Raw genomic sequence first — 14837 nt, 5'->3', positions numbered from 1 at the left:
ACTCCTTATTTATTATTAAATAATTTAAACTGCCCGTTTTTGAATTGCTTTTGATTCTCGTTTTTGTGTAAGCACTTCCTCTTCATCATCTTCAATAACATCAGATGCATAGTAATATTGATTAATAAATTCATCTTGTTGCTTAACTTCTTGTGGTGATAGCTGTGTTTCAAGTTTTGGATGAATTACAAAACGTATGAATAGTGATGTGGCCACTATTGCACAATAGAATAAAATTTGCGTCAATGCTCCAATTAATGCTTGAGCATATTCGGAGTTTGTTTGATTTTCTTTTGGAATCATTTGATTAATTAATTGATAAATTTGGTAAAATAAAATGACCATTAAGAAAACTACTGTTCCAATTCATAATGCTATTTCTCATCACTTTGAAGTTATTTTCTTTTTAAGTGATAAAGTTATTGCACAAAGAATAACCATTGAATACATTGAAATATAAATAAATCCAACTGCTCCAGCTACTGAATCAAAGTTAAAAAAAGATGTTGATCCTGTTATGCCTTCAATAGAATCTGGTATTAATAAGAAAAACACTGCCAAAATTAAGCTTAAGCAAATACTTATTAGTAGCCCTTTTGTTGATACGTTATTAGCATTTGTAACTCCAATTTTTTTAGGTAAAAAGTTTTGTTGAACTAAAGAGTCAACGCTGTTTGATCCATAGTATGACATTTGCGTAATTGAGTTAAATCTATTGAATAACATGTAAACTATGATAATAGTAACTCCAAATCCAAAAAAGTATTGTTGTTTTGTTTTAAATAATATATCTAATCTTTTAAAGATTTCCAAGTTTGGTGTATCAGTAAAGTTACTTATCAAAGTGAATAAGAATAATCCTGAAAATAATACGAAAAATAGTGATGTTAATCCTAAAGCTACCATTACAATAATTGGCAAGTTTTTTCTGCGATTTTTAATTGCCTTTCCCGTACTAATAAATGTTTCAAATCCTCCATAACTGAAGAAGAAAACAATAAACGCATATTGGAATCAACTAAAGGTTAATTTTGATTCGATTGGAGTAATTGGATTTCCATTTCCGTCTGTGTTTGTTCTGCCCCCAAAAATTAAAACAAATGCAATCACTGTAATTAATCCTGTAATTGTTCATGAAGCATAAGATAAAAATGTTGATACTTTTTTAAATCTATGCACACCTCAATATGATGTGATTCCTGCTGTTACGGCAAAAATTACACCACCAAAGTCTAATACAAAGTTTGTTCAGCTACCAAATACATGTTCTTTTAATCAATTATCAACTGATAATGTTGTTCTTAAAGTAACGATCATAGAAATAAATAGCAAACTAATTACTCCTATTGAAAAACAGCTATATAAAACACTCATATATTTTCCAAGCGCAGTTCTAGCATATTGAGCTCCTCCACCTGTAGTTGTTGGGTGAGTTTTTATTAATCTGATAAAAGCTCAGGCTGTAATGAAAATTGTTATTGATATGGCAGCCATAATTCATACAATATGATACCCAAGTTGTATTACTTGGTGGTTTTCCGATCTCTCCCCATTAAATACTCCAAAATGCATAACGAACGTTATCCCAGCAATATAACTAAAGAGCATCCAAATTCCATGCCTGACACCAATTTTATGGTCTTTATCAGATGCTTTTATTTTTTTAAGTTTCATAATATAATCCTCTCTTTTTAGTATTCAAATTAAGCAAATTTAAATATTCTTATTATTATAATGTAAACTTTTTAAAAAAATAAAAAATTTACATTATTTTAAAAAAAAAAAAAAAACAAATGATATCACTCATTTGTTTTAAAATAAACATTAAAGTCCTGCGCCATTTAACTCATTTTGTAATTCTCTATAGTTTGGCAAATGTTGCTCAACAAACCTTCAGAAATCTTTTGAGTGATTATGATGGCGCAAATGTGCTAATTCATGAACAATTACATAGTCAATAATTTCTGATCTAAAATGCAGTAATTTAGTATTAAAAATAATTTTTTCTTGAATAGGGTAACAAACTCCTCATTTAAGATTCATAACTCTCACATTTAAATTTTTAAAGTGGACATTCATGTTAACTGCTCACTGTGAAGAACGATTAATAAATCAGTTTTTGTAGGAATTTGCTAAAAAAGAATAAAGCTTGTTTAATTGTAATTCATGATCATGATAATCCTTCATAACAATTCCTTCAGACGTTTGCTTTGCATGAATGTTTTGATCTATTAATGTTACATTTACAAAATTATCAAAAATTTTTACTCATGGTTGAGTTCCATAAAAATCATGTTTTGAACGAACCTCATAGTTTGTTTGAACTTTAATTATTTTTGATAAATTTTTATAAATTAATTTCTCAATTTCTCAATCAGGAGAGTTATGTGGTGCTGAAACAAAAATTAATCCCTCTCTAACTCTTACAATAATATTTTTTTGATTTCCATAGCGAATATAATAGTTAATTTTGTTGCCATTGGATGTCAAAGTTTTTTTAACTTCAGCCATTATATCCTCCATTTAATAATACATTTGCTTATCTAATATAAAAAATTATATTGGTCAATTTTAGTTATTAAATTTAAAAAAGCAAACATCTCCATCTTGCATAATATATTGTTTACCTTCAAGACGCATTTTACCTGATTCTTTAACTGCCTTTTCTGTTCCACAATCTAAAAGATCATCAATATGATAAATATCTGCTTTAATAAATCCTTTTTCAAAATCTGTATGAATAATTCCTGCACACTGTGGAGCTGTTGCTCCTTTTGGAAATTGTCATGAACGAGCCTCTTGCGGACCAGCAGTGAAGTATGTTTGTAGTCCCAGTGTTGCATAAGCTGCTTGAATTAAAGAATCTAATCCAGATTGTGAAGCACCCAAATCAGCCAAAAACTCTTTTTTCTCTTCTTCAGTTGCTTCTGATAAATCTTCTTCAATCTTTGCACAAATTTTGACTACATGAGATCCAGATTTTTGAGCAAACTCCTTAACTTGTTGCACATAATTATTATCTTCTTGAAGATCATCATCATTGACATTACATACGTATATAAATTTTTTTGATGTTAAAAGTTGGAAACCTTTTAAAACTTTTGTTTCCTCCTCACTTAATTCTAAATTGTTTAATAGTTGCCCTTCAGCTAAACACACCTGTAATTTTTGCAAGACTTCGTTTTCAAACGAGTGTGCTTTATCACCGCTTTTAACTTTTGGTGCAATTCTTTCAAGACGTTTTTTAATAGTTGCCTCATCTGCAAGCATTAACTCTAGATTAATAATCTCAATATCACGAACTGGGTCAACAGTTCCTTCAACGTGAGTAATATCTTTGTTGTCAAAGCATCTTACAACTTCACAAATCGCATCAGTTTCACGAATATTAGCTAAGAAAGCATTTCCAAGTCCTTCCCCTTTAGAAGCACCAGCAATTAAACCTGCAATATCTACAAATTCAATTGTAGTAGCGATTTTCTTTTTAGATTCAAAAATTCTTGCTAAATCATCAAGTCTTTTATCGGGAACTTCGACTACACCAACGTTTGGTTCAATTGTTGCAAATGGATAATTTGCTGCTTCAACTTTTGAATTTGTAATTGCGTTAAACAATGTTGATTTTCCAACATTGGGCAAACCAACTATTCCTGCTTTAAATGACATATACTATTCCTCTTTTTTCTTTATTATTTTTTTTAACTGTTTATTTATTGTTTCTCGTTTTAATTCAATGAATAAATCAAAAATATCTTTGCTACGAAATTTATATTTAGCACCAATTCTAATTAACTCTCACTTTACAGTTTTGCTTGGATGAGGTTTCTTAAATTCAACCAGATCTCCAATCTCTAAATCCTCTCATGACATTTACTGAGATTCCTTTTTAATTTGTGAATACTTTCGTGGGTACATTTTATTAGTGGTATCTGTTTTTAAATAAAATAAGTTAATTCTAGTGCCAAATCCAACATCTTTTAAGATCTGCTTATCAACAAGCTTCAATTTTATGCGTTCATCTTTGCCTTTTAAATTATTAATTTCTTCTTCAGCACGAGGACCTTTTAATGCTATGAAATGTCCATTAACTTTAATCATTTGAACTCCAATTTCTAATAAAATATCTAAGTAAGCAACGGCACGAGAAATTACCAAATCATATTTTTCAATATTATTTAATGAAAATTTTTCTGCTCGTTCATTAGTGATTTCAATATCAGTTAAGTTTAATTCATTAATTAATTGTTTTAAGAAGTTAACTTTTTTATTATTGGATTCAATTAGGGTAATTTTTGTTTCAGGAAAAAAGATTTTAATAACGACTCCAGGGAATCCAGGGCCAGTGCCAATATCTGCAATTTTTTGATTACTAATTGGATAATTTTCTGTGAACAACAAAGAATCCAAAAAATGTTTTTCAAAAACTTCATTGATGTTAGTAATTCTTGTCAAATTATATTTAGAATTTTCTTTAACCAAAAATTCATAATATTTATTTAACTGTTGTTTAACAGTAGATGTTACGCAAATATTGTTATAATTTTCAAATATTTTTCAATTTGTAAACATAGTTCTCCTTTTCTATAAAAGAGACTAGCTCTTTAAATTAAAATAGATTTTTGCGAGCATTACAGAAATAAACTGTTCCACTATAAATACTAAAAAACGTTGCAATGTACATTGGAATCATAATTACTTGATTAATTCAACCATATTCTGTAGCAGAAAACTCTACGCTGGCAAAAAATTTGAAATTTACAAAAAACAGTAATGATAAACCAACCATTTGAAATAATGTTTTCAACTTTCCACCCATACCGGCTGCTAATGTAATTTGTTTAGAAGATAAAATCATACGAATAAAATCTACAATAGTATCTCGTAAAATTAAAATTAACACCATTCATAAAGGAATAATTCCCGCAACTGCTAATAAGATTAAAGCCGAATTTACTAGTAATTTATCTGCAATCGGATCAAAGAACTTTCCAAAATCAGTAACCTGATTATTTCTTCTAGCCAAATAGCCATCCAAAAAATCAGTCAAAGATGCCAAAATAAATACAATTCCTGCTGCCATTCATAAAATTGGCAATTTGTATTGATACTTACCAAAAGTTCCAAGTGTTCATTGTCAGTTTAAAGAATTAGAATCTTGCATTTCTGCATAATAGCTTACTAAGATTAAACAAATCACGACTGGAACTAATATTAAACGAATAAGTGTCAAAATATTTGGTGCATTTACTATTGGCTTTTTATCCATAATTTACCTCATTATCATTTATAATTTTATCATAAATAAAAAATCCATTAGAAATGGATTTTAATAGTTTTTTCATTATTTAGCGTCTTAGAACTTTAGCCTTTACTATCTTAATAACTTCAGATACTTTTTTCTTAGCAATAACTTCTTCAGGTTGAATTTCACCTTCAAATCCATTAACAAATGGGTCTTTTTTAAACTTATATTCTTGAATAAAGTATAAAATTGCTATTGCTGAAATTCCCGCTAATAAAAGCAATAAGAAAATAAATCCTGAAGACTCAATTCAACTAGTTTGTCCCTTATAAACATCAATTGGCACTAAGAATGTATAAATTCCTAAAATTACAAATGTTGCCAAAAGAATTCCTGAAACTCAAGCAACTGGCAAAAATCCTTTTATTTTTAAAACTTCAACTTTATTTGTTCAGCGATTTCTAATTGCTGAAAAAATAAGCAATGTTATAAATGAGAATCCAAAGCAAGCAGCAGTTGAAGACATAATTCCAACATATTTAGCAGCATGTCCGAAAACTAAATTTTGATAATTATCAATATCTATACTAGTTTGAAACCCATGTCAATTTCCAGAGAACAAACCAAATCCTAATGTTAGAAACAATGTGAAAACAATAATAGAAGCAATCATTTGAATATATCCTGCTTTAATATAATCAATATTTCTTCCTTTTGAATAAACAACTCGAGATTGAGCATCAGACTGCATTCCGACAACTCCGATATATGAAAAAATGTTAATTCCTATAAAACAAATTACAATTGACACTAAGTTAGTGATTAGAGAGCCAGCTCCTTTACCACCAAATACTTGAATCAGAATATTTTCAATTGTTCCATCAGGTGATCCTAAAAATAATGAAATGGCCATTAATACATAAAAAATTGCTACAAAGATCATTCCAAATAATAGTGCTTTAGGAACAACTTCTTTATGTTTAGCAGTTTTTTGAGCATTTGCAATATAAATAAACCCATCAAATGAAAACAATATTCCACCAAAACCTCTAATAAATAATCCCGGATCAAAATCAGATGTTGACCATGATTGATCGTTAAGCCCACCGTTACTCATTGCACCATTTGGTCCAGCCAAAATAAATCCTGCAAAAAGCGCTATAATTAATGGAATAAACTTAAAAAAGGTTCCAAAAATTAAAATCTTTTTTGAAGCATTGAATGGTGAATACATATTAATAAATAAGAAAATTACAATCATAGAAATTCCTATAAACAAATATAGACTAAACATTGCACCTGGTGGCAACACGACATTGAAAATTTTAAAAATATAGGTAACAAACAATACTGTAAAAATTCCCTGACAGCTTGGGACATAAATAATCATATACATCATGCTGCATACTGATGCTGCTTTACGGCCTACAAATAGCTTTGTTCAGTTTCCAACTGTCCCATTTCCAAATTTTCTAGTAGAAGAGGAAATTTCAATGAAGACATAAACAATTCCCACACATACCATTCCAACAACAAATCACAAAATAATCGCAATAATCGGATTACCTGTTTCAACTAATAACTCATTGTTTTTGACATAAATACCCGTTCCCACAACAGTACCAACAACCATTGTAAATAAAGTTAATAATTCAAAAAGCTTAGCTTTATTTTTTATCATATAACGATTTCCTTTCGACATATTTTCTATAAGTTTATAATAATAAATCGGAAAAGTAAAACTAATTCGTTTTGAGATGATTTGCAAAATTTACAATCACGATTTAAAAACTTTCTTGTAGCATTTTTTGAACAATTCCGCTAGTACTCATGCTAATACTAAAAGTCCAACTAAAACAAGGTACCATCAACCCAAATTGACACCTTGGTGAGTTCCACTCATAATTTTAAATCCTAGATTATTTAAGTGATTATCAAGCCCAATAAACAAAAACGGAATTAATGCAAATCCTAATAAACCATAAACTAATGTTTTAGTTGGTCGAGCCTTAATAAATGATATATGTTCTGTTCTATACACTAAAATAATTAGAATGTGCGTCAAAATTGATTCTAAAAAGAATGCGGTTTGAAATTGCTGTTGATCAATTGTTTCATGAGCATATACTCCATTTGTTAGTAAACCGAAAACAAATCCCAAAATTAAAAAATTTAAAATACTGATAATTGTCAAAACTAACCCATTCCATAATCCAAATGGAATAATTGATTTAGCATTTCATTTTTGTGGTTTGCGAATACTGCTATTGTCAACTGAATCAAATACAAAAATTAAATTTGCAAAGTCAAAAATCAAATTCTGCAATAATAATTGAATTGGTGACATAGAAGGAAACTCAAGTCACAGTGAGGAAATTAATAGAGTTAGCAACATTCCAAAGTTGGATGCAACTGTAATTTTAATATATTTAATGGCATTTGCAAAAATTTCACGACCTTGAACAAAAGCATTTTCCAAAACTCTTAAGTCTTTTTCCAACAAAATGACGTCTGCAGCAGATTTTGCTAACGGAGTCCCATTGTTAACTGAAATTCCTACGTCAGCTGCTCTTAAAGCTCCAGCATCATTGATGCCATCACCCAAAAATGCAATCACATTATTAATTTTCAAAGTTTCAATAATTTTTGTTTTATCAGTAGGAGAAAGTTTTGCCAATACATTGCAAAGTTTTAAAATTTCTTGGAGTTCAGCTGATGAATAATTTTCTAGCTGCTCGCCGCTCAAAGTTCTGGAAGTTTTTAAATTAATTTGATGAGCAATATTTAGAGCAATATCTTGGGCATCGCCTGTCAAAATTTTTAAGTCAATACTGTATTTCTTGATAATTTCCAATGTTTCCACGACATCGTTTTTTAATACATCTTCAAAAAGAGCCATTCCTTCTAATACCAAATCTGTATCTTTAAGTGTGGTCGTTACAGCTGTACTAATTAAAATGCTTCTAAATCCTTGTTTTGTTCATGTGTCAATTGTTTGTTTAACCATATCAACTAGTTCATCAGATAAAATAACAACTTTTTTTCCAAGTCTTATGAATTTTGATTGATTTAAGATTTCATCAACAGAGCCTTTAGAAATTTGAAGGTAGTGATCGTTTTCTTTAACCAGGACCGATGAAATTCGAGTTTGATGACTAAAGGCTTGGTCTTCAACAAGTTCAACATTTGATAAGTCCATTTGTGATGCAAGCAAATCAATGATAGCCTGATCTATTTTATTAGATAAATTTTGCTGAAAACTTGCATTTAAGAAAAGCATTCTTAGCAAATAAGGGTCTTCTTGATTATTGAAATTTTGGCAACTATTTAATTGAACTTTATCTAAAGTTAAGGTCCCAGTTTTATCAGTTGCTAGAATATCAACGCTTCCCATATTTTGAACAACACTAAGCTTTTTAATTACAACCTTTTCTTTGGCCATTTTTTTACTTCCTAATTTTAGATTAGAAGAAATAATTGCCGGCAGTGCTTCAGGTGTTAAAGCGACAGCAATTGACAAAGCAAAGATTAATGCAGAAACTCAATCTTGACTTGTCCCCCCGCTTCGCAGTCCTGCAGCAATCATAATTATTGGAACCATTACTAAAATTGAGGCCACTAAAATACGGGTAATTTTAGTCAAACCTTTTTCATACTCACTTGGCTCATCATCATTAACCATTTGCAAAATTGATGAAGCATAATTTTTTTCGCCAACATTGATAATAACGGCGATGCAAGTTCCGGTTGCTATTACTGTTTGAGCAAATAAAATATTGTCCAGCTCAATTAAACGCTCTTTTGAATTTGATATTAGCTTTTCAACTGGTTCTGCTTCGCCAGTTAGTGATGACTGATTAACTGTAAAATTGTTTGTTCACAATATTCTTGCATCCGCAGGAACGATATCTCCTTGATGCAAAACTATGACATCTCCATATAAAAGTTGAGATTGATCACAACTAATTAGCTTATTTTTAATATTTAAAAAACTAAGATCGTTAAAGTTTGTCACTGAGCCGTTTAAAACTCAAAAGCTATTTTCAATGATTTTGTTCAATTCAATATTTGTTTTGTAGGCTTTGAATTCTTGAATATAATCAATAACCGCTGCCAAAAAAATCATGAAAAAAACAATTAATGAGGAAATTAAATTAATTAAATCGTGCTTACCTTCATCTGTTATGAAAATATAAATAAGCAGTTCACCGATTGCAATTAACCATAATAATAAGTTGAAGGGCTCTGTTAGAGCTTCAAAAAATTTCTTAACATGATGAAATTTGGGGACAATAATTTCATTCCCACCATATTTCTTTTTCTGCTGTGACCTAAAATTTTCCTTAATACCAATGCTAGTATCTAGTTGCAATGATAAATTTTCAATATCGGTATTAGCAACTGCAATGACCTTATTAGATTCTGTATAATGATATTGTTTCACAAAATTTTGCCTCCAAAGTTGTTAAAAATATTTTAGCATTTCCAATGAAATAAATGCTTCAAAATGTAAGGACTTAATATTCCTTAAGGTTTTTTGTACTAAATCAACTTGTAATAAGGTATCCACTAAAAAATAATAATGAAAAACCTAATAAAATTGTTGGAGCCAAAACGACCACTGCCCATGATGATTTCAGAATTGTTAAGCTTATAATCAAAAAAACTAATATTAGCAATGAACTTATCAATAGCCCAATTAAAAATAAGATTTTAAGCGCTTTACTGTCTTCACTTTTTCTTTTAAAGTTTACCCTTGTCAATAAATATATACTAAAAACTAAGCCAAATATGCCGCAGATACTATTAAGCAATAGGTGAAAAATCTCAACGATTGAAAAGTGCATTAAAACACCAACTTTCCATATTTTTTATACGAATCCATTTGACCTGCGTCATCTCTAAATGCCGCAAAACTGTAGCTTTTTTCTTTTAAATTAGTTATAAGTTTGGGAAGTCAAACTTTAGCGTAGCTTCGGGTATGACAAACAAAAATTTTTCCTGGAGATAAATGCGACATGTACTGATTGATTATTTTATTTTTGCCAGTAATTTCTTCGTTATAATCAGTTCCTAAATAACCTCTTACCAAATATTTAATGCCGACTTGTTTTTCAACAAAGTCAATTCCTTTAAAATATTGCAAATACGATAAGCGAACTGGAATTTCTTTTTTCAAAATTGAAACATTATTTTCAACATAAGCATTTTCAATTAGCTGATTAGTCTTTTGAATTTCTTCAATCAGTTTCTTTTCATTATGAATGTATTCATTATGGTTGTATGTATGATTACCAATTGTATGGCCCTCTTTTATTATCCTATCAACAACAACTTTTACGTTTTGATCTGTTTTATATTTTGCTAAGTTTACACCTGTCATAAAAAATGTAGCATGAATATTTTCTGATTTCAAAATATTTAGAATATCTAAATCGTCAGTTGTAGGCCCATCATCAAAGGTAAGCATGACAACTCTTTGATCTGTTTTAATTCGATTAACTTCATATCCCTGCTTAATGGTTGCAATATTAAAGATACACGTAATCACACTAACAAATAAAAAACATGTTGCAATAATTTTTGTAATTCTTGTTTTCATAATATCTCCTACTAATAAACTAATGCCAGCATTATTTAAAAAGAAAAAATACTCGAATATTAAGATAAAGGCAAAATTTAAAATTTTGTTAAATTATATTTGAGTATTTTTTATTTAATATTATATTTGATAATTATTTCATTTTTTCTTTCAAAGTTTTTGACGGCTTAAATTTAACCCCAGTTTGAGCTGGTATGTTAATTGTTTCACCAGTTAAAGGATTACGAGAAACTTTTGAAGGCTTAGCAACTGTTACCAATTTACCAAAACCTGAAATTGTCACTTCTTCAGATTCTTGTAGTTTTCTTTGCATAGTTGCAAAAGTATGGTCCATAATTGCTTTAACTCGTTTTTTAGAAATGTCTGAATTATTCGCTATAAGTTCATCCAAAATCATTTTTTTAGAAACTTGCTCTTTTTTAATTTTAGGAGTCTTATTTGCTTTTGGTTTAATGATTTCTTTAGTTGTTTCTTCAACTACAATTGGCTCAGCTTTTTTACTAGCTACTTTTCTTTTCGTTTTCTCTTCAATTTCAATTTTTTCATTAATAACTTCTTCGCCACTCAAAACTTCATTGTTCTCTTGAGCTTCTTGATTTTTTTCAAACACTTCTTCCTCAATCTTTTCTTCAATCATTAGTTTTTCTATGACTATCTGATTTTCATCTATTTGGCTACTTTCAGCAAGGGTTGTCTCTTCATTTTTTCCACAAACACAATTAATATTAAAAATTGGCGAAAAATCTTTAATCTCACATTTTGATTCTTCAGCAATTATCTCTTCGTTTTGTTCAATTACAATTTCGTCATTTGCTGTATAAATCGCAAGAATTGATAAAAGAACTCATATTAAAAATGAAGCTGGTGCCACAATTAATAAAAAGATGTTAGCAATAAAATCTACTCTAAATGCGACTCCGTTATTTCAATTTGCCAAACTAAAGTTGATTACTCCTGCAGGTCCAAACAAAAAGTCTTTTGTAAGCCCCTCTTCTTGGTTAAATACTGGGTTTAAAATTTTAATTAACATTGCAACAGCAAATGATGCTAAGAAAATTATTAAAAAGAATACTAATCAATAATTAATAGCTCTTCTATTACCCTTTTTTTCTACTACAGTTATTTCCATAATGCCTCCATATGATTTTAATCTATATTTTATTATATTTATAAAATCTTTAAAAGTCATTATAATCTTTAAAATTAAAATATTTTCTCAAATATTTTTTTTGTTTGACGGTTAAAAAACTGGTCATCAAATAAAAGTGATAGCTCTGATTTAGAAATATAATTGACTATTTGACTTTTCAAAATAACATCTTTAAAGTCAGTATGTTCTCTTAAACACTCCAATGTTGCCTCTTGAATTATGTCATAAACAATTTCACGAGTAACCTTTTTATTGAACATTAAAACGTATGTCAAAACTCTTTGAGAAAAATAAATGTTTTTAGCATCAATAATATGTTGTTGTATTACATCGTAATTTATTACCAAATTTTCTAATGTATCTTTCATTCTACGAATAGCATAAACTAAAACATTATATACATCTGGAAAAATAATTCGCTCATTTGATGAATGGGAAATATCACGTTCATGTCATAAATTATTGTTTTCTAGAACTACAATAACTTGAGCACGAATATAACGAGCCAATCCTGAAATATTTTCACTTGAAATTGGGTTTTTTTTATGAGGCATTGATGAAGAACCTTTTTGATTTTTAGCAAAACCTTCAGCCATTTCATTAACATCAGATCTTTGGAATAGTCTAATTTCTGTTGCAATTTTTTCTAAAGTCGAAGCAATGTTAGCAAATACTTCAATCAAAAATGCATGACGATCACGTTGAGTTACTTGTGTTGATAAAGTATCAATTCCAAGTTCTAATTTTTCAGCCACATAATCTTCGATTTCTAATTCCAAGTTCGCATAATTTCCCATTGATCCAGAAATTTTCGCTACTTCAATATGCGCTGCTGCCAATTCAAAACGCTCAATTTGACGCATAAATTCTTCATATCATAAAGCAAATTTCAGTCCTAGTGATGTAGGTTCACCATACATTCCATGAGTACGTCCCATAATTAAAATATCTTGATTGGCAATTGCCAATTTTTTCAAAACTTCTGTTATTTCAAATAGCTCTTTAAATATAATTTGATTTGATTCTTTGATCATATAGTTTTGAGCTGTATCGACAATATCTGTTGAAGTAATTCCCAAATGAATTCATTTACTTTCAACATTTAATTGCTCAGAAAGCATTCTAGTAAATGCAACAACATCATGTTTAGTCTCTTCTTCTATTACTGCCATACGCTTTAAATCAACATAAGTTTTTTCCTTAATTAATCTAACATCTTCTTCAGGAATTACACCAATTTTAGCTCAAGCCTCACAAACTAACTGTTCAACCTTCAATCAAATATTATATTTATTTTGATCACTTCAAATATTTTCAACATCTTCAATCGTATATCTGTTAATCATCAAATTCTCCTTTTAATAGAATTGTTTGCGTACGATCTGGACCAACAGAAAATCCCAAAAATTTAGCTCCGGTAATTTCAGCAATTTTTGCCATATAATTTTTAGCATTTTGAGGCAATTCTTCATAGCTTCGTACTTTAGTAATATCTGTTTGTCATCCTGGCATTTCAATATAAATCGGCTGACATCTCAATAAATCATTATCATTAGCTGGCATAGTTTGAATTTGTTTTCCGTCAAGTTCATAAGCGACACAAATTTTAATAATTTTTTCAGTATCCAAAACATCAAATAATGTTAAAAATAGTTCATCAATTCCACCAACTCTAACTGCGTATTTCATAGCTACTGCATCAAATCAACCAATTCTTCTTGGTCGTCCTGAGTTTGATCCATATTCATTTCCACGTTCGCGAATTCTTAAGCAAACCTCATTTGTAATTTCTGTAGGCATTCCTCCAGCTCCAACACGAGTATTATATGCTTTTGCAACACCAACAACTTTTTGAACATGTTTGGCATGAATTCCAGTTCCAATTGAGGCATTGTTCGCAGAACATGATGAAGATGTAACAAATGGGTATGTTCCGTGATCAATATCAAGTAATACTCCTTGCGCTCCCTCAAATAAGACAAAGTTATTATTTTCAATTGTTCTTGCGACTACTTCTCCAGAATCAACAATTTTATCAGCAATAAAGTTATAGTACTTCATTAGTTTTTCATAAACCTCTGAAAATGAATAACTATTCCCATTATAGATTTTTGTGATTATTTCATTATGATAATCCAAATTCTCTTGCAAAACAGATTTAAAATTAGGTTGCTTAACATCGCATACTCTAATCCCATAACGAGACGCCTTATCTGCATACGTTGGGCCAATTCCTCGCTTCGTAGTTCCAATTTTTTGAGCCTTACGAGCTTCTTCTTGTAACTCATCAATTTGACAGTGTCAATCAAAAATTAAATGTGCGCGATCAGAAATAAATAAGTTATCAGTATTAATATGTGATTCTTGTAAGCGTTGCATTTCCAAAACTAGTTTTTCCAAATTGACAACCGCTCCATTACCAATTACATTTAGAACTTCTGGGTTAAAAATTCCTGAAGGAACAATTGTAACTTTGTGACGTTTATTGTTGAACTCAATCATATGACCAGCATTATCTCCACCAGCAAACCTTACAACCATGTCTGCCTTCTGAGCAAAATAATCTGTAATTTTACCTTTTCCTTCATCACCTCATTGTGTTCCAACTACGACTAATGATTTATATTTTCTTTCCATATTTCCTCCTTGAAAACAAACAAAAACTAACAAAAAAAGATTACGAAAACCCATAGCTTTTTTGCTAGTTTTAATAACTCATAATCTTACATTGGTGTAAGGTAGAGACTCCTGCCCACTATGCAGAATTATATAAGTTTTCTATATTAAATTACATAAATTATTATACTCTATATCCACATAATAACTTTAAAAAAAATATTCAA

General features: G+C 29.5%; 12 protein-coding genes and 1 riboswitch. All 12 genes read right to left on the bottom strand.

Going from position 1 to position 14837, the window contains the following annotated elements; translation table 4 throughout:
* Positions 1–24: 24 nt before the first annotated feature.
* A complete protein-coding gene (locus CXP39_RS00355; RefSeq protein ID WP_027048366.1) occupies positions 25–1674 on the bottom strand; it encodes an APC family permease in 1650 nt (549 codons plus the stop codon).
* A 150-nt stretch (positions 1675–1824) separates the two neighbouring features.
* Positions 1825–2511: a M48 family metallopeptidase gene (locus CXP39_RS00350; protein ID WP_245856635.1), complete on the bottom strand. Its 687-nt coding sequence runs from the start codon at positions 2509–2511 to the stop codon at positions 1825–1827.
* A gap of 60 nt (positions 2512–2571) precedes the next feature.
* Positions 2572–3666 carry a redox-regulated ATPase YchF gene (gene ychF / locus CXP39_RS00345; RefSeq protein WP_027048364.1) on the bottom strand — a complete coding sequence of 365 codons (1095 nt, stop codon included), beginning with the start codon at positions 3664–3666 and terminating at the stop codon, positions 2572–2574.
* A gap of 3 nt (positions 3667–3669) precedes the next feature.
* Entirely contained in the window at positions 3670–3870 is a 201-nt protein-coding gene (locus tag CXP39_RS00340; RefSeq protein ID WP_027048363.1) for a DUF951 domain-containing protein, read from the bottom strand.
* Positions 3871–4569, bottom strand: coding sequence for a 16S rRNA (guanine(527)-N(7))-methyltransferase RsmG (gene rsmG, locus CXP39_RS00335; protein WP_027048362.1), 699 nt, complete (start codon positions 4567–4569; stop codon positions 3871–3873). It lies immediately after the preceding gene.
* Between the two features lie 37 nt (positions 4570–4606).
* Positions 4607–5266, bottom strand: coding sequence for a CDP-diacylglycerol--glycerol-3-phosphate 3-phosphatidyltransferase (pgsA, locus tag CXP39_RS00330; RefSeq protein ID WP_027048361.1), 660 nt, complete (start codon positions 5264–5266; stop codon positions 4607–4609).
* A 79-nt stretch (positions 5267–5345) separates the two neighbouring features.
* On the bottom strand, positions 5346–6923 hold the full coding sequence (locus CXP39_RS00325) for an APC family permease (RefSeq protein ID WP_051591885.1): 1578 nt from the start codon (positions 6921–6923) through the stop codon (positions 5346–5348).
* 90 nt (positions 6924–7013) lie between these two features.
* Positions 7014–9686 carry an HAD-IC family P-type ATPase gene (locus tag CXP39_RS00320; RefSeq protein ID WP_027048360.1) on the bottom strand — a complete coding sequence of 891 codons (2673 nt, stop codon included), beginning with the start codon at positions 9684–9686 and terminating at the stop codon, positions 7014–7016.
* Between the two features lie 402 nt (positions 9687–10088).
* The gene (locus CXP39_RS00315; RefSeq protein ID WP_101305110.1) at positions 10089–10844 is read right to left on the bottom strand and encodes a polysaccharide deacetylase family protein; all 756 of its coding nucleotides are present in this window, start codon (positions 10842–10844) and stop codon (positions 10089–10091) included.
* Between the two features lie 133 nt (positions 10845–10977).
* Positions 10978–11973 (bottom strand): HU family DNA-binding protein, encoded by a 996-nt coding sequence (locus CXP39_RS00310; protein ID WP_051591884.1) that lies wholly within the window; start codon positions 11971–11973, stop codon positions 10978–10980.
* A 74-nt stretch (positions 11974–12047) separates the two neighbouring features.
* Positions 12048–13340 (bottom strand): adenylosuccinate lyase, encoded by a 1293-nt coding sequence (purB, locus tag CXP39_RS00305; protein WP_027048357.1) that lies wholly within the window; start codon positions 13338–13340, stop codon positions 12048–12050.
* Positions 13333–14631 carry an adenylosuccinate synthase gene (locus tag CXP39_RS00300; RefSeq protein ID WP_027048356.1) on the bottom strand — a complete coding sequence of 433 codons (1299 nt, stop codon included), beginning with the start codon at positions 14629–14631 and terminating at the stop codon, positions 13333–13335. Before CXP39_RS00300 ends, purB begins: the two co-directional genes overlap by 8 nt.
* Before the next feature lie 61 nt (positions 14632–14692).
* Positions 14693–14787: riboswitch (purine riboswitch) on the bottom strand.
* Between the last annotated feature and the right edge of the window lie 50 nt (positions 14788–14837).

The sequence above is a fragment of the Mesoplasma syrphidae genome, from assembly GCF_002843565.1.
Taxonomy (GTDB): Bacteria; Bacillota_I; Bacilli_A; order Mycoplasmatales; family Mycoplasmataceae; genus Tullyiplasma; species Tullyiplasma syrphidae.
The sequence above is the reverse complement of the archived record's forward strand: the minus strand, read 5'-3'. Positions and strand labels throughout refer to the sequence as shown.